17 protein-coding genes are annotated in these 17,446 nt (G+C 43.8%); 1 reads left to right on the plus strand and 16 read right to left on the minus strand.

The genetic code is table 11. The annotated features are described in order from the left end of the window. Positions 1-15: 15 nt before the first annotated feature. From MHB82_RS18660 to MHB82_RS18685, 6 genes are all read right to left on the minus strand, one after another. Positions 16-885 (minus strand): carbohydrate ABC transporter permease, encoded by an 870-nt coding sequence (locus tag MHB82_RS18660; RefSeq protein WP_095357368.1) that lies wholly within the window; start codon positions 883-885, stop codon positions 16-18. A gap of 12 nt (positions 886-897) precedes the next feature. Continuing rightward, positions 898-1,827, minus strand: coding sequence for an ABC transporter permease (locus MHB82_RS18665; protein WP_445671265.1), 930 nt, complete (start codon positions 1,825-1,827; stop codon positions 898-900). A gap of 574 nt (positions 1,828-2,401) precedes the next feature. Further along, a complete protein-coding gene (locus MHB82_RS18670; RefSeq protein WP_341175570.1) occupies positions 2,402-3,193 on the minus strand; it encodes an HAD family hydrolase in 792 nt (263 codons plus the stop codon). Positions 3,194-3,220: 27 nt separating this feature from the next. Next, the gene (locus tag MHB82_RS18675; protein ID WP_095286441.1) at positions 3,221-3,733 is read right to left on the minus strand and encodes a hypothetical protein; all 513 of its coding nucleotides are present in this window, start codon (positions 3,731-3,733) and stop codon (positions 3,221-3,223) included. 127 nt (positions 3,734-3,860) lie between these two features. Beyond that, a complete protein-coding gene (locus MHB82_RS18680; RefSeq protein ID WP_095357365.1) occupies positions 3,861-4,070 on the minus strand; it encodes a DUF896 domain-containing protein in 210 nt (69 codons plus the stop codon). Between the two features lie 96 nt (positions 4,071-4,166). Continuing rightward, on the minus strand, positions 4,167-4,544 hold the full coding sequence (locus MHB82_RS18685) for a LysM peptidoglycan-binding domain-containing protein (RefSeq protein WP_341175571.1): 378 nt from the start codon (positions 4,542-4,544) through the stop codon (positions 4,167-4,169). A 295-nt stretch (positions 4,545-4,839) separates the two neighbouring features. Between MHB82_RS18685 and lexA the strand changes: the two genes are divergently transcribed. Next, positions 4,840-5,466, plus strand: coding sequence for a transcriptional repressor LexA (lexA, locus tag MHB82_RS18690; protein ID WP_056689962.1), 627 nt, complete (start codon positions 4,840-4,842; stop codon positions 5,464-5,466). 111 nt (positions 5,467-5,577) lie between these two features. On the opposite strand, the gene MHB82_RS18695 is transcribed toward lexA, so the two are convergent. From MHB82_RS18695 to MHB82_RS18740, 10 genes are all read right to left on the minus strand, one after another. Then, the gene (locus MHB82_RS18695) at positions 5,578-6,873 is read right to left on the minus strand and encodes an aldehyde dehydrogenase (protein WP_341175572.1); all 1,296 of its coding nucleotides are present in this window, start codon (positions 6,871-6,873) and stop codon (positions 5,578-5,580) included. Positions 6,874-7,115: 242 nt separating this feature from the next. Continuing rightward, a complete protein-coding gene (gene glnA, locus MHB82_RS18700; RefSeq protein ID WP_095286437.1) occupies positions 7,116-8,444 on the minus strand; it encodes a type I glutamate--ammonia ligase in 1,329 nt (442 codons plus the stop codon). A gap of 128 nt (positions 8,445-8,572) precedes the next feature. Next, on the minus strand, positions 8,573-8,986 hold the full coding sequence (locus MHB82_RS18705; RefSeq protein WP_095286436.1) for a MerR family transcriptional regulator: 414 nt from the start codon (positions 8,984-8,986) through the stop codon (positions 8,573-8,575). 82 nt (positions 8,987-9,068) lie between these two features. Then, a complete protein-coding gene (locus tag MHB82_RS18710; RefSeq protein WP_095357362.1) occupies positions 9,069-10,322 on the minus strand; it encodes a methionine gamma-lyase family protein in 1,254 nt (417 codons plus the stop codon). 84 nt (positions 10,323-10,406) lie between these two features. Further along, entirely contained in the window at positions 10,407-11,690 is a 1,284-nt protein-coding gene (gene hflX / locus MHB82_RS18715) for a GTPase HflX (protein ID WP_095286434.1), read from the minus strand. A gap of 117 nt (positions 11,691-11,807) precedes the next feature. Further along, entirely contained in the window at positions 11,808-12,779 is a 972-nt protein-coding gene (locus MHB82_RS18720) for an AAA family ATPase (RefSeq protein WP_341175573.1), read from the minus strand. 108 nt (positions 12,780-12,887) lie between these two features. Then, on the minus strand, positions 12,888-13,451 hold the full coding sequence (locus MHB82_RS18725; protein WP_095357360.1) for a DUF402 domain-containing protein: 564 nt from the start codon (positions 13,449-13,451) through the stop codon (positions 12,888-12,890). A gap of 283 nt (positions 13,452-13,734) precedes the next feature. Beyond that, entirely contained in the window at positions 13,735-16,425 is a 2,691-nt protein-coding gene (locus MHB82_RS18730; protein WP_341175574.1) for a PBP1A family penicillin-binding protein, read from the minus strand. A gap of 170 nt (positions 16,426-16,595) precedes the next feature. Then, positions 16,596-16,838 (minus strand): RNA chaperone Hfq, encoded by a 243-nt coding sequence (hfq, locus tag MHB82_RS18735; protein WP_017687918.1) that lies wholly within the window; start codon positions 16,836-16,838, stop codon positions 16,596-16,598. A 228-nt stretch (positions 16,839-17,066) separates the two neighbouring features. Next, on the minus strand, positions 17,067-17,294 hold the full coding sequence (locus tag MHB82_RS18740) for a hypothetical protein (RefSeq protein WP_341175575.1): 228 nt from the start codon (positions 17,292-17,294) through the stop codon (positions 17,067-17,069). Between the last annotated feature and the right edge of the window lie 152 nt (positions 17,295-17,446).

The raw sequence follows: 17,446 nt of genomic DNA on the forward strand, positions 1-17,446 counted from the left end.
TATATGCACTTGGAATTACTGCTTAACAGATCCCAACATGATACCGGTTACAAAGTATCTTTGCACAAACGGATAAATCGTAAGAATAGGCAAAATCGTAAGTACCATCGTTACCGACTTGATATTGGCTGAGATTTGAGTCAAATTATCAGCCGACGCTCCAGCAGAAGCTCCTCCTGTTGCACCTGCAATCATATTGCGCAAATAAATGGTCACCGGGAACAGTTCCTTTTTGTCAAGATACAGGAATGCCGGGAACCATGAGTTCCAGTGTCCCACAGCGTAGAACAGAACCATAGTAGCCATTACTGCCTTACTTAGCGGCAATATAATACGAAGTAAAATACCATATGTGTTTAAACCGTCGATGGCTGCTGCTTCCTCAAGCTCCTCGGGCATGTTTTCGAAAAATGACTTCATAATTAACATGTTATAAATGCTGATGGCTCCAGGTACAACTAACGCCCACATCGTATTGTTCATGCCAAGGGAATTAATCAGGACATAGTTTGGAATCAATCCGCCACTGAAAAACATGGTGAACACGGCAAACATTGTCCAGAACTTGCGCCCCATTAATCTCCTTTTAGAAATCGCATACGCGAATATGGTTGTCATAAACATGGATATCAACGTACCTACCACAGTGTAGATCACTGTATTTTTATAATTCGTCCAGAACATGCTGTCACGCGAGATGGTCTTGTAGGTTTCCACATTAAAACCGCGCGGGATGATGCTGACTTTCCCTGAATTGATATAGGATTCGCTACTGAAAGATTGTGCTACAACATTCAGGAACGGATAGAGAGTGATGAATACCACCAGCAGCAAAAAGATGGTGTTAAATACTTTGAAGACTTTGTATGATTTTGATTCCTGCATGTTACCCCTCCTTTACCACAAGCTTCGTTGTGTTAGTCTGCGTGAGATTGCATTTACCGAGAATACCAAGATCAGTCCGATGAGTGATTCGAATAATCCAATCGCAGTAGCGTAACTGAAGTTGCTCGATTGCAAACCTACACGATACAGATAAGTGGAAATCACATCTGATGTATCATAGATAAGCGGATTGTAAAGGAGGAGAATTTTCTCAAATCCGACAGCGAGAAAATTACCCATATTCAGAATTAACAATGTAACAATCGTTGGCAAAATGCCTGGTATGGTTACATGGATTGTCTGTTTCCAGCGATTCGCACCATCAATCCGTGCAGCTTCATACAAAGAATCATCGATTGTTGTTAATGCGGCAAGATACAAAATGGCTCCCCAGCCCATACCTTGCCAAATTTCAGAGGTGATATAGATCGTTCTGAACCATTCGGCGCGCTGCATAAAAGGAATGTTGTCTCCGGTAAAGAATGCAACCAAGCCATTAATGGATCCATTCACTGCCGTTAGTTGCAAAATCATACCGGCTACGATAACGATCGATAAGAAATGCGGCAGGTAGGATGCAGTCTGAACGAACTTCTTGAAGCGTTTACTTTTTACTTCATTCAAAAGCAGAGCAAAGATAATGGGAACCGGGAATGTGAAGAGTAATGCAAGCCCACCCAGCATGAGTGTGTTTCCAAATACTTTCCAGAACGTGGGGTCCTGAACAAACATCTGAAAATATCTTAATCCAACCCAAGTTTCACCAAAAATGCTGCCTCCCGGTACAAATCTTCTAAAGGCAATTACATTACCAATCATGGGCCCGTATTTAAAAATTAACAAATAGATCACTGGAAGTATTAATAGTGAATACAGCTGCCAATCTTTGCGGAGTAATGCTCCAGCCGTTCTTAACCTGCTTTCTTTGCGTAATGAGGTCATCGTAAGCGTGGTTTTAGCAGTTTCTGACTTCATATCTGATTCACTCCGATCAAATAAACTTGATAAAATCAAAAGTACTTCATGACAGCTCCCATCTTCACTTCTTTCTATCGAAGACCTTGCAGAAATTCACCCCCACTGCATAATAGATATTTGGTAATGTAAGCGATATCAATTTAAAGTAGTTTAATGGATATACTTAGGTTTTGATTGTTATCTTACTGCTCAATCTCATGAGTACCTGATGTATTCCAGAAATTAATATTTCCCAAAACTATGTAAAGCGCTTACAATATACATAAAAATAATAAAGCAATAACTTCTGATTCCATAACCTGGACATGCCAAAAGAGTACTGCTTTTAAATGATTCCCATACTAGTCATACTAGTATGTTAGTTACATTCTAAAACAGCAGTCCCAACTTTTCAATACCTTTTTTTATTATTTTTGATATTTCTTCACTACACAAGTTTCAACCAAACCAAAAAACATTGATAACCCATGAATGATTTTGCATCATTCACCGAGGTTATCAATGTTTTAAAATGCACCATTGTTCAATTCTGAAATAATCAGAAATTAGCAATAATACGATCTAATTCTGATAAGTGCTTAATCTCATGATCAGGTACATACGACTCCGAGTTCACTTTGTTCTCCCGATTAATCCAGACAGCCTGGATTCCTGCTGACAAAGCTCCGCGGATATCCGTCGTGAGTTTATCTCCAACCATCAAGCCTTCTTCTGGTTTTACTCCAAGTTTGCTAAGCGCATGTTCAAAGATAGACGGATCCGGTTTTCCTTTTCCAAAAGTACCCGAGATGATGATCTCATCGAAGAAAGGAGCCAGTTCAGGCACACCATCCAACTTCTCTTGCTGCAGAGCAGGACAACCATTCGTCAAAAGCAACAGTTTGAATTTTTCCTGCAAGTGACGCAATGTGTCCATTGTTTCCTCATATACATGAGGTCTGGATCTTCGCTCTGCTCCAAATTGCGAGGCAAGACGTTCGGCCAAATCTTCACGGTCCACTCCCAGCTTCAATAAGCCACGACGCCAGGACTCCTTACGATATACAGGGGCAAGCTGCTCCAATTGACGGAATTCCGGCTGGTCACCGCCTGTAAAATTAGCCCATAGCCCTTCAAACGGATTGATACCAATCATTTTGGTGAATGGAAAGGTTTCATAGGATTCATATAGACTACGAGCTTCATTACGAACAGCTTCTTCCAATGCCCCAGCATCAACGCCGGTTTCTTGTGAAGCAAGCAGGCAAGTTTCGTGGAATGCTTCCCGCACACTGCGTTCATCCCACAATAAAGTATCATCCAGGTCGAACAAAATCGCTTTTAATGCCATTCCGATCATCTTCCCCTTTGTGAATAATTACTTTTTCTCGTCTGTTTCTACAGTAATCTGATGTGCTTTGGCAAATTTCAGAAGTCGTTCAGAAATGGCATCTGTGTCATAGCGGTTCAACAGTTTAGTGAACACCCATCTTTTGCCACGGCTGTTATGTTCGATAACTACCGTTCCCTGTTCGAATCTAAACTTAACGATGTCATCTACTCCAATGGAGCGTTCCCGATTCCCTTTGGTTGTTATAATCCGGTTGCTCCCGATTTTGATGTAAGGACGGCGAAGCATAAAAATCACAGCCAAAAATACATACAACAGCATCGTAACCCAGTCCCATGTTGTCATCGGAGCTTTAACAAGAAATGTGCTCATAAACAGATACAAAAACGCAAGTCCAATGAGGAAAATAGGAAACAGAAGACTGCGTCCTTTGAATATGTCCTCACCGGGCGTACCCGAAATCGGTTGACCATTTTTTTTGCGCTGCTGATTCAACTGCTTTGAATTTTTCCGAACCGTTCTCTCGAACGAACGAGCCATGAGAATCCCCCTTATGTCATCTTTGTATCGGCTTACAAAATTCGCAAACCGACATTCCCCCTATAAATTTGCATTCTCAAAATAAAAGGAAGAAACCTAAATATCATAATGATATCTTTAGGTTTCCTTAGTGTTTGAGTTTGCCTTGGTGGCCTTGATCCTTCTCATCATCAACAATTTCAATAGAATCCAGTTGCTGTCTGAAGTTGCTGCGGATGTTGTTTAAGTAAATTTCTCTAAGTTTAGCACGTTCGGCAAGTTCTTCCTCTGAAAGTCCAGTGGACTTTTGTTTACGAGCCAATTCATTGATGCGTGCTACCAGGCTATCTATATCCAAGCTTGTCCCCTCCAAAAATACAAAGTCATACTAACTTTGACATGATCGAGGCGGCTTGTCAAGGCTGCTACTTACTCGCTCGAATGAATCATGATTTTAAGGTGTAAACTGAGGCAAAATTAGGACTTGTCCAGCTTGAATTGAAGTCGATTGAAGCTGATTTACTTTCTTTATTGCTTCTATATATACACGTGTATCCATATTTTCCGGTTTATGCTCCAAAGATAAGCTCCACAATGTTTCACCCTGGGATACCGCAATTTTGCTGCCAGGAAGAACATTGTTCTCGTCTCCTGCAAACACAGTCAATACAGTGCTGCAGCCAATGAATATGATTAACGATGCCATAATCAATTTCAACATCCATGTTGGCATCTTGGCTTTTGCAAACCATTGTTTAAAGTTACCTATGTTAGACTTGACCGCTTCCGAGTTCATCGGTTCATAAATACTTTGATAAGTGGAATATCTCATATTAATCGTCCTCCAAACGTTTGTTCCTATCTGTTAAAATCAATATAACACGAACACTTGTTTTGTACAACAGATTTTTAGAACAATTGTTCGCTTTATTTCAAACCCCAAATCTCCTGTAAATCTCTAGATGAATCCAACTCGTTTATTTACTATTGTTAGATTTGAAGGACTATACGAATAAAAGACTCAAAAACATTGATTTTATCGGATTTTATTTAGAACTTATGTTTGTACGAACGGAGGTTCTATGTTATAATTTTCCCAAACGTTACTAAAATGGGGTTGATACGGTATGTCGAAGATATCCAGCAGGCAGCAAGCTATTCTGGAGTTTATACGCAATGAAGTCCGGTTGAAGGGATATCCTCCTTCCGTACGTGAAATTGGTGAAGCGGTTGGACTGGCTTCCAGTTCTACGGTTCATGGACATCTGGACCGCTTGGAGAAGAAAGGTCTCATTAGACGTGACCCTACTAAACCGAGAGCCATTGAGTTATTAAGCCAGGAGGAATCAGAACACTCCCATCAGTTTGCACACAGTGTTGCTCGCATTCCTGTCGTAGGTAAAGTCACTGCAGGGGTTCCGATTACCGCAACAGAGAACATTGAGGATTATTTCCCGCTACCGACACATTATGTTGGAGAACAGAAAGTATTTATGCTCTCTGTTGTTGGTGACAGTATGATCGAAGCAGGGATCGTCAATGGAGACTACGTTATCGTGCGCCAGCAGCAAACAGCAGATAACGGGGATATTGTCGTTGCGATGACTGAAGATGACGAAGCTACAGTTAAAACATTCTACAAAGAGAAAGACCATATTCGTCTTCAGCCTGAGAATGCAACATTTGAACCACTTCGTTTAAAACATGTTAGCATTTTGGGTAAAGTGATTGGCCTTTTCCGTGATATTCACTAGTCTTTCTTCCAACAGCAAGTCAGCTGAACTGTAATGACAAAAAGAGGTTGCCCTGTTTAACAGGACAACCTCTTTTTATATGCTAAATTTCGACTTCGTTAATTCCATTTGTTATCTTTTGAGAATGCTTTTGTGATGAGAGAATACTTCAAAACTTTGCTGACCATGATATGACCCCATACCACTCTCTCCTACACCGCCAAACGGTAAATAATGTGAAGTCATATGAGACAACGTATCATTAATGCATCCCCCACCGAAAGACACTTGATCCAAGACCTGATTCTGCAGCTCTTCTTGCTGCGTGAACAGGTATAGCGCCAGCGGTTTGGGACGGCGTACAATCTCAGCGAGCAGAGGATTAAGATCATCGTAAGTCATTACCGGTAGAATGGGACCGAATATCTCTTCTTGCATAACAGGTGAATCCCAGTCCACATTTCCTACCAAGGTAGGTTCAATCAGCAGCTGATCCCGATCAGAGCGACCACCAATGAGAGTATCACCATCTTCTAAGAATACAGACAGTCGATCAAAGTTACGTGTGTTGACGATATGCGGAAAATCAGGATTTCCCATGACATCCTTACCGAATTTATCTTGAATCTCCTCACCAATCTCTTCAAGGAGTTTATCGTGTACGTCCTGATGTACAAGTAAGTAATCCGGAGCAACACAGGTCTGACCCGCATTCAAGAACTTACCACGAACGATCCGCTGAGCTGCCAACTTCAAATCTGCGTCTTTATGAACAATTACAGGGCTTTTTCCACCAAGTTCAAGCGTTACCGGCGTAAGATGCTCTGCTGCTGCTTTCATAACGATGCGACCAACACCCGTGCTGCCTGTGAAGAAAATATAATCAAACTTCTCTTTCAACAAGGCTGTGCTCGTTTCGACTTCACCTTCCATGACAGCTACATATTCCTCAGGGAAAATATCCGTGATCAGGTCATACGTCAGACGTGACACTGCCGGCGTTAATTCAGAAGGCTTAATAACAGCAGAGTTACCCGCTGCAATTGCACCAATCAAAGGACCAAATGCCAGTTGGAACGGATAGTTCCATGGCGCAATAATGAGAGCAACTCCGTAAGGTTCTGGATAGATCGTGCTTGTACCATCAGGTATAACAGCACTTGTTGGCACTGCTCGAGGAGCCGCCCATTCCTTAAGATGTTCTAGTGCAAAATCCAGCTCACCCAAAACGATGCGAATCTCAGAGTTATACGCCTCTGTTTCTGATTTATTTAAATCTGTATGCAGTGCGTCCAATATCCGTTGCTGATATTTCTCTATTCCTTGTCTTAATTGCTGAAGAGCATGAATCCGATACTCAATATTTTTAGTTTGTCCTGTATAAAAGAATGCCCGCTGACTTGCAACGAGTTGTTTCGTTTGTTCCATATTAACATCTCCAATTAATGATTTAAAATTAAATTGCTAAAAATATAATTGAATTATATCTTGTTTATATGAAATTATCAACATATTAAAATGACTGTTCTCTGGAAAATATATATCTTCTCTCTTACTATTATATGTATACTATTAAATACTGCTATTTTCTTAGAAACCTAATCACCACTGTCCCATTATGTAATTCATTAAAAAAACCCTTGGCACTATTGCGCCAAGGGCTTTCCATATTAGTACAGCGTGATGTATTGATCGCGTTCCCATTGGTGGACTTGTGTACGGTACATATCCCACTCAATTTCTTTCAGCTCGTAGAAGTGAGCCAGGGCGTGATCGCCAAGTGCATCACAGATGACTTCACTGCGGATCAATTCGTTCAAAGCTTCTTTCAGGTCAGCTGGCAAGCTTGGAATGCCTTCTTCCACACGCTCTTCTTCTGACATAATGTAGATGTTACGGTCAATCGGAGCTGGTAAGGAAAGCTCACGTTTGATTCCGTCCAATCCTGCTTTCAATAAAACAGCCAAAGCCAAGTAAGGGTTAGCAGCCGGATCCGGGTTACGAACTTCAACACGTGTACTCAGACCACGGGAAGCTGGAATACGGATCATTGGGCTACGGTTACTGGCGGACCATGCTACATAACAAGGAGCTTCATAACCTGGTACAAGACGTTTGTATGAGTTCACAGTTGGGTTAGTAATTGCTGCAAACGCACGGGCATGCTTCAGCGTTCCAGCCATGAAGTGACGTGCAGTTTTGCTCAGACCCAGCTCGTCCGACTCGTCAACGAATGCATTCGCACTGCCTTGGAACAACGATTGGTTACAGTGCATACCGGAACCGTTCATACCAAACAGCGGTTTCGGCATAAAGGTAGCATGTAGACCATGCTGACGTGCAATCGTTTTAACAACGAGTTTGAACGTTTGGATCTGGTCTGCTGCTTTTAGAGCATCAGCATATTTAAAGTCGATCTCATGCTGACCTGGAGCTACCTCATGGTGGGAAGCTTCAATCTCAAAGCCCATTTCTTCAAGTGTGATAACGATGTCACGACGACAGTTTTCACCAAGATCCGTAGGCGCAAGGTCGAAATATCCACCTTGGTCATTCAGTTCGTTAGTAGGGTTTCCTTTTTCGTCTGTTTTGAACAAGAAGAACTCTGGTTCAGGACCGACATTGAAGGAAGTGAATCCCATTTCTTCGGCTTCCTTCAGGTTACGTTTCAAGATGCCGCGTGGATCTCCAGGGAATGGGTTGCCATCCGGCAAATAAACATCACAGATTAGGCGAGCAACACGGTTCTCAGCTACCCAAGGGAAAATCAGCCAAGAATCGAGATCCGGATAGAGGTACATGTCGGATTCTTCAATACGCACATAACCTTCAATGGAAGAACCATCAAACATCATTTTGTTATCCAAAGCCTTGGTCAATTGGCTTACAGGAATTTCAACGTTTTTGATAGCTCCAAGCAAGTCGGTAAATTGCAATCGAACGAATCGTACGTTTTCTTCTTTAGAGATGCGGAGAATGTCTTCTTTTGTATAACTCACGATACCTCTCCCTTTCTTTTCTGCTTATTTGGCTTGCATGTTATATTTGTACATTAGAAAGTTCCACGGGTCAAGGAGTCTGCCATCACAACTGCATGATTTCACCTCACTCGCCAAGTTATGCGAACTTACTTTTTATTAAAAAATCGAGAAAGCTCTCCCTGAATGAGAGATACTTGTCCAGGTCTCTTACCCGAAACCAGCTGTTGCTTCAATAAACGGTGCAGCTGTGTATCCGACAGCTCTCTGCGCTTCACTTCTGTATCAGCAGTGATAACTGTCGCTTCTTCGGATTCCTTGGATACCGGATTCATAACCTGCTTGATGCCGGCAATATTAACACCTTTTTCGATCAAAGCCTTGATCTCCAGCAATCGTTCTACGTCATTAAAGGAAAACAACCGTTGGTTACCTGACGTTCTTGCCGGTACAATCAAGCTGTGCTGCTCATAATATCGAATCTGACGAGCGGACAGATCCGTAAGTTTCATAACAATACCTATCGGGAATAAGGCCATATTTCTGCGAATTTCGTCACCCATGTTCATCAACCTTCCAGTCATCTATTCTTCACCCTATTGTACATTTAGTTATTACTAAGTGTCAATGATGTGTTAGATAAACTCACAATAATTTACGATCTTTCATTGTCTGGAGCGCCATCAAAACGCCATATTTAACATGAGAGTAGGTTAACCCCCCCTGCATGTAGCCGATATATGGCTCTCGAATAGGCGCATCCGCTGACAACTCCAGGCTTCCGCCCTGTATAAACGTACCTGCCGCCATAATGACGGGATGTTCATAACCAGGCATGTCCCATGGCTCTGGAACGACATGACTATCCACTGCAGCAGCCCGCTGAATTCCCTGTACAAAAGCGATCAGATGCTCCGCGGAGGAGAACTGCACAGCTTGGATCAAATCTGTACGTGTCTCATTCCAAGCAGGTTTGGTTACAAATCCTGAAGCAGCAAACATTGCAGCGGCAAAGGTACTGCCCTTGATGGCTTGTCCCACAATTGTCGGCGCCATGTAAAGTCCCTGGTAGATCCCCCGGGTTGTTCCCAACATGGCACCAACCTCACCACCTATGCCAGGTGCAGTCAAACGATACGCTGCCAATTGAACATACTTTTCCTTCCCGCATATGTAACCCCCGGTTTCAGCAAGGCCTCCGCCAGGGTTTTTGATTAGTGAACCTGCCATCAGATCTACCCCGACCTCTGTCGGTTCGCGTTTCTCCGTAAATTCGCCATAACAGTTATCCACGAAAACGATCACATCTTCTTTGATGGCCTTGACCCGTTTTACCATATCTGCGATCTCATCAATACAGAAGGAAGAACGCCAGTCATAGCCGCGTGAACGTTGGATACCAATGACTTTGGTTGAGGCAGTAATATTCCCCTTAACTGCGTCCCAATCGACACTGCCATCTGCCAGCAAAGCGGTTTCACGGTATCCAATACCAAAGTCCCGAAGCGATCCGGTTCCATCTTCCGGACTTCCAATGACTTTGTGCAATGTATCATAGGGTTTACCTGTGATGTATAACAACTCGTCACCTGGGCGCAGTACGCCAAAGAGAGCGGTAGCTATCGTATGTGTACCTGAGGCAAAATGGGGACGAACCAACGCAGCCTCTGCGCCAAATACGTCCGCATATACTTCATCCAGCACTTCCCGGCCGCGATCGTTGTATGCATATCCCGTTGAACCGGCAAAATGATAATCACTGACTTGTTTGCGTTGAAACGCATCAATGACCTTCCATTGGTTGTAATCCGTAATACCGTCAATCATTTTCATCTGTTGTTCAATCTGGGCCTCAACTTGTTGTTGCAGCTCCACAATCTTTGTATCCAAGCTTGCCATCTTACTTCATTCCCCTTCATTGCACTAATCTAACGCATAATATCGATTATCGTGTCAACTTACCATACCAATATGTCATGTATATTACAATTCAATGAAATCTTCAAGTAAATAACCGAATTTTTCATATTCCCCTTTTTGCAGCTCAACTTGATAGATCACATCGTTTTCTTCAAAAGTGGTTTCAACAACATCTCCAACCTTATAAAGAACAGATGTAAGATCTCCCCGCTCTGCAGGAATACGGAACCGCTTCGTATCACCCGTCAGCTCTTCCTGAATTCGCTCCCGAATCTTCAGCAGGTCAGCTTCTTCCAGTGCACTTACCTTCATATGGTCTTTGTCCAAAGGAAGCATTTCCAGCTGCTCAGGTGTACATGCATCTTTTTTGTTATAGAGCACCAATTGAGGCTTATCGCCAGATCCGAGCTGCTGGAGAATTTCATGCACGGTTCTCATCTGATCTTCCCTCATTGCAGAGGATGCATCCACAACATGCAAAATCAGATCGGCTTCGTTCACTTCCTCCAATGTTGCACGGAAAGCGGCAATCAGATCATGCGGGAGGTTTTGGATAAATCCTACTGTATCCGTAAGTACAATTTCTTTCCCGCTCGGAAGCTCCATCGTACGTGAAGTTGGATCCAACGTTGCAAACAGCTGATCCTGAATATATACATCAGCGGCAGTTAATTGTTTAAGCAATGTGGATTTGCCTGCATTCGTATACCCTACGAGTGCAACCTGTACAATGCCTGTCTTTTTGCGACGCTCGCGATGAAGTTTACGGTGGCGTGTAACCTCTTCCAGATGCCGTTTCAGATCATCAATGCGACCCCGGATATGACGGCGATCCGTCTCCAGCTTGCTTTCCCCCGGTCCACGTGTCCCGATTCCCCCTCCAAGCCGTGAAAGGTTTTTGCCATGCCCCGATAATCGTGGAAGCAGATAGCTAAGTTGGGCCAATTCGACCTGAATGATACCTTCTCTTGTATTTGCACGTTGAGCGAAAATATCCAAAATCAACTGGGTACGGTCGATAATTTTGAGATCCAGTGCCTCTTCCAGGTTACGAACCTGAGCTCCAGACAGCTCTTGATCAAATATCGCTGTGGTCGCGCCCAATTCCTCTGCGATCGCACGAAGCTCCTCCACCTTACCTTTTCCGATAAACCACTTCGTATCCCGGGTCTCACGGTTCTGGGACAATACACTCAGCACCTCAACACCTGCAGTCTCTGCAAGCTTCACCAATTCCTCCAAAGAGTACTCCGGATTAATGCCTGATCGCTTTACTTCATCTGTAATCAAACTAACTAAAACGGCGCGGTCTTTCTTAACCTGATCTGTATCATGGGTAACTGTCATATTCAATGTGTCCTCCTTATCAAACTCAGCTTCATCTATTACGGTTATTGTTCCCTCATAGCGTACTTTAAGCCGAACCGGTTAACCCGGCCGGCTGCTCCAAAAAGCCATTATCGCTTACTTTCGCTCAAACTTCAAATCCTCTGTTCGAATCGTCATCAGTTCCAATTTTCCCGGACTGCCTTGGGTATATTGTTCCAGCAATCGAACCGCCTGATGACGTATGGACCGCTCAATTGCATTTCGAACGTACCTAGCATTGCTGAAGGCATGCAGAGACTCATTTTTTTCCTGCAGTAAATGCTGCTTCAACTTCAGGATGGTCTGTGGCATTAAAATATAATCTCGCTCTTTCGCCATAATCTCTGAAATCTGTATCAACTGATCTATGCTGTAATCCGGAAATTCAACCTGGATAGGAAATCGGGATGGTAATCCCGGATTGGTCTGCAGAAAGAAATCAATTTCTTCAGAATACCCTGCCAGAATCAAAATGAATTGATTTTTGTGATCTTCCATGGATTTTACAAGTGTATCAATAGCTTCCTTGCCAAAATCCTTCTCACCACCGCGAGCCAAACTGTATGCCTCGTCGATAAACAAGATGCCTCCAAGTGCCTTCTTCACCAGATCACGCGTTTTCTGCGCCGTATGTCCAATGTACTCTCCGACCAGATCGGCCCGCTCCACCTCAATAAGGTGCCCTTTGCTGAGCACGCCCATCTTTTGGAACAGCTTTGCCACAATCCGCGCAACCGTTGTTTTTCCGGTCCCTGGGTTTCCTTTGAAAATCATATGATACACATGTGCTCCACTGAGCAGACCTGCCTCAGAACGCATCTGGGCGATTTGCAAAAATGCATAGATTTCAAATACGAGATCCTTGATAGTTTCCAGCCCAACCAACTGCTCGAGCTCACCTTGAATCTCTTGAAAATGGCTGTGCTTAGCTAATCCCTTTACTGCCTGAAGTGGTGTCTCATCTTCCTTCGCCAACATCTGAGGCTCTTGGTTACGCAATACAACATTAATTTGTCTGGATGGTCTGCCTCCCGGTTGCCCTCCTGCAGCCATGACCCGTCCGTTCATTCGCCATCACCTCTATTTTATCGGGCTGATCTCTCCTGATTATTAATGTATTCTATCAGATGCTCCAATATTAGAAGGATGGCGAAGTAATTCTCTGCTTGTCAAAACTCAGATTTGAACGTTTTTGCGAAACTCCCCGTTCTCAAACAAGGTCTTCCGATGCTTCAATGATAGTTGAAAATAAGGAAACACATGAGCGTCAATAGCATGCAGCAATTCCTTGGCCGTTCGGTTAGCCAGATCATAATCGCCGGTTGTAATATGCTTACGCGAGAGGGCGTCCTCAAGCTCATCTTCATCCAGTAAAAATACCTCTCCATCTTTCAGGACGACTACATCGAGATAGAGATCATCAAACCAGGGAACCCCCTGGTCCGTGATGCCCTGGCTTCGACAGGTATCAATGTACCATTCAACGATCCGTTCCTGATCGTCAAACATGGCTGTCACCACGAAATGCTCTCCCTTCGGATAATACTGCAGCCATGAATACCCTTTATCTGCGATGCAAAACGTACTCCCCCCGTAGGTTTTCCACAAGGGTTCTTTCAAATCCTGTATGGTATACAACGTAATGTAACCTGTAAAAACTTTGGATTGTACGAACCGGCATGTAAATTGTCGGTTCGTAATCCGGCGCCAGTTCGCGCGGTCCCCGAATTTCCGTTTCATACGAACCCCTCTTTGCCGACTACAGGCCCTTGACCTGTTCTCATATTGGTGAACACTGAATAACGTCCGCACAACCGATTCCATGACTTACGAATCAGTTTTGCACAACGTATTACGATAGCTACAGCTTACCATATTTAAGTTATACACTCAAAATTAAGCTTTGCCTCACCAATTTATCGATATGTATGAGTTAAAATATCGCTGTCTAAAACAAAAAACCTGCTTCACCGATCATACGGGAAGCAGGTTAAGAGCTGCGTTAAATGATATTTAGTTAAAGTTAACCGTCGTTTCCGGTCTGTGTTTCAACCGAACCATCATTTTCACCTGTGTTGCTTTCTGTTCCGGCATCCGGCGGAACAACTTCACCAGGAGTCGTAACCGAACCATCGCCGGATCCATCATTGTTCCCACCAGGATCGGTAGTTCCCGTTCCAGGGGATGTATTTCCATCACCAGACTGGCCGTTTCCTTGTCCCGGTCCTCCATTATTACCATTACCGTTGCCATTACCGTTATTGCCATTGTTTCCATTACCATTTCCGTTGTTACCGTTATTAGCGTTGTTCCCATTGTTACCGTTGTTTTCACCCGAGTTCCCATTATCCGGTGAACCGTTATCCGGATTCTCGGTACCAGGCTGTTCCGTTCCAGGATCCGTTCCTGACTCTGTACCCGGTTCTGGTTCCACTGGTTCGATCTCCTGCGCCTCAATCATAAGTGAGATCGTATTGGACGGATCCGTTTCAAGCCCAGAGGCCAAATCAAAGGCAGTAACATAATACTCATATGTCAGGCCTGGAAGTGCACTTAGATCCTGTGCACTAGTCGATCCCACCAAATCAATCAGATGGGTGAATTGCGCTTCGGACGTCTCTTTCCGATAGATACGATATTGAGTATTCGCATCTCCTGTTCCTGTCCAGTTAAGCGAAACCGTCTGAGAATTCGGGTCATATGCCCCGCTTAACCCACTAACCGATAATTGCGGCTGCTCCGGTTGTGTTTCTTCCGGCGGTGGTGCCTGTGCACCTTTAGGTGCTTCAAAGTCCTTTACAGGTACACCCTTCAGTGCATCGGTCATGACTTTGGCGAAGAAAGCAGCAGATAGCTTACTGCTGTTTTTGAGCATATGGGTGGCGTCCGGATTATCATATCCCATCCAGACTGCAGCAGTCCATTCAGGTGTATATCCAACAAACCATACATCACGGTTTGCGCTGTTGCCAGCGATGCCGCTCTGCACCGTACCGGTTTTACCTGCTACCGGACGATCCAGTCTTGCTGAACGTCCTGTACCATCATTAACTACGTTTTGAAGCATCTGTGTCAATGCGTATGCATTTTGTTCACTCATGACACGCGTCGTATCTGACTTGTCATGTTTGTAAACGGACTTATCCGAGCTGTCTTTGATTTCCTTGATCGCGTAAGCCTGTTGATATTCACCGAGGTTGGCAAATGCACTATAAGCTTGTGCCATCTCAAGGGTATTTGTACCTTTGCTCAGACCACCCAGAGCGATTGCGAGGTTTTTATCCTCATCTGTAAGCTGAATGCCTACACTCTTGGCAAACTGCACGCCAGTATTTACACCTATTTTATCAAGCAGCCACACGGCAGGAATATTCTCCGACTTCGTGATGGCCTCTGTCATACTGATTGTTGAAGAGTACCCATGCAAGTTTCCCGGGCAATAATTGCCAAAGCACTGCTTCTGATTGCTCAGCGGCGAATTGGCGTTATAGTCGCCAGACTCCAGTGCAGGGGCATACGATACGATGGGCTTGAATGCCGATCCCGGTTGTCTGCGGCTCTGTGTTACCCGGCTGTACCCTTTCGTTTGATAGTCACGTCCACCCAAGAGAGCAACCAGACTACCATTTTCATGGTTCATGATAACCATGGATCCTTGAACCTTCTGGTCGTCTTTGCTTTCTTCAAATAAACTGTCATCCGAGAAGGCACTTTCCATGGCCGTCTGTGCCTGAGCATCCATGGTTGTATAAATCTTGTATCCACCGATGTTCAGATCATCTTCTGTTTTGCCTGTTACGCGTTCTGCTTCACGAAGAACATAATCAATAAAGGCTTGATATTTTTGCTCTTTTTCCGGTGGTGTATAATCATAATCCACCGCTTTGGCTTCATCCATTTCTGCCTTCGTAATGTAGCCTTGTTCGTACATCAGCTGCAGCACCACACCGCGGCGTGCTTTGGAATCGTTCGGATTGCTCAGCGGGTTATAGGCGGATGGCCCTTTAGGCATCGCTGCAAGCGTAGCAATTTCCCACAGATCAAGGTCTTCAAGCTTATCCTTGCCAAAATAAAATTCGGATGCAGCCTTAATACCATAACGCTGATGACCGAAAAAGATTCGGTTCAGATACATTGTCAGAATCTCATCTTTTGTGTACTTGCGCTCCAAAGCCATCGCAATGGATACTTCCGTCGCTTTCCGGAAGAATGTTTTATCACGGGACAGGAACATATTTTTCGCAAGCTGCTGGGTTAGCGTACTTCCCCCCTCAACCATGGAACGGGCCATGATGTCTTTTACAGCTGCACGTCCGATGGACCAGATATCCACACCCTGATGCTCATAGAATCGTCTGTCCTCTGTTGCCACAAAAGCTTCCTTTACCAATTCGGGAATCTCATCTTCATCCACTGGTTCCAGCTTCTGAATCGACAGCTCACCCATTAATTGGCCATTGCGATCATATACTTTCGATGTCTCATTAATTGTTGTTTTGTCCATATTGGCTGTAAGCAGCCGCTCACCACTGACCATGATGAACAGATACCCGCCTAGTGCACAAAAGATGGCGATTGCCATAGTGAAAAACAGTGTCCACCCAACGCGTTTACCCGTAATTTTTTTCTTTTTAGAGGTCTTAGGCTTCGCTTTCTTAGGTGACTTGTTATTGTTGTTGCGATTGTTAGACCTCGACAACGGATCGTTTGGCATGTTACCTCCTGACTCCCTTTCGGTTGCTCAATTTCTATTTGCCTGTATAGGCTAATGCTTATCATAACCCTTTTTTGCCCGGAATGAAAAGAACAACCCTTGTTAAGGTTGCTCTGCTTCAATTCCTATACTTGTAGACGAAATGGTTGTAGAAAAGGTTTCGTAATTTTTTAAGCTTCGCCGCTGTTATCCTGCTGCATCAGCGATACGCTGCGTTGCGGCGTGAACGTGGAGATGGCGTGCTTGTAGACCATTTGCTGGCGTCCGTCGCTGTCAATGACGATCGTAAAATTGTCAAATGCCTTGATCGTTCCACGGATTTGAAAGCCGTTGGTCAGATAGACCGTAGCAGGAATGTTTTCTTTCCGCAGTTGGTTCAAGAACGTATCTTGGATGTTGATGGACTTGTTCATTAGCCGTACCCCCATTGGTTCATTTGAATTCGTGTTTAAGATAGTATTCAATATCGCTGAGTAGCTTTCGTGCTATTATATCATGAACAGTTTCATATAATCCACAAAAACCCCTTGTCTACTATTTTGCATCTCGGAATCAATCTGACGTGCAGTTAGAAGACTTATCCATTATACACCGCTTGTCTAAAATGCAAAAGAGGGACAAAACCATCGTTTTAGTGCGCTTTATTCCTGCCGTTCCTGGTCAACCAAAGGGTTCGCCAATGCTTTCGTTAACGGAATTTTCTGCCGTTCTTTTCGATCATGAATCAGCATTTTCAGGTATGTATTGGTATTGTACAGAACGATAATGACCCAAATTAGGGCAATAAGACCCAGAATGGTAACGGCAATTCCGAATAATCCAGAAAAAAATAGATATAAGCTCGTTCCTCCACTCACACTTGAGTCCATTCAGATTCCTCCTTTCGCATTTGAACACATCGTCAATGTCTCATGTTGTTATGTGTTTTCATCTTAATGATATTGTTATTTTTTTACAATCATTTTATTGACTAGATTCATTTATTTTCTATGTTTTGCACTCAAAATAAAAAACCTCTACT

The sequence above is a fragment of the Paenibacillus sp. FSL K6-2862 genome (genome assembly GCF_038005125.1).
In the GTDB taxonomy this organism is placed as follows: domain Bacteria; phylum Bacillota; class Bacilli; order Paenibacillales; family Paenibacillaceae; genus Paenibacillus; species Paenibacillus illinoisensis_A.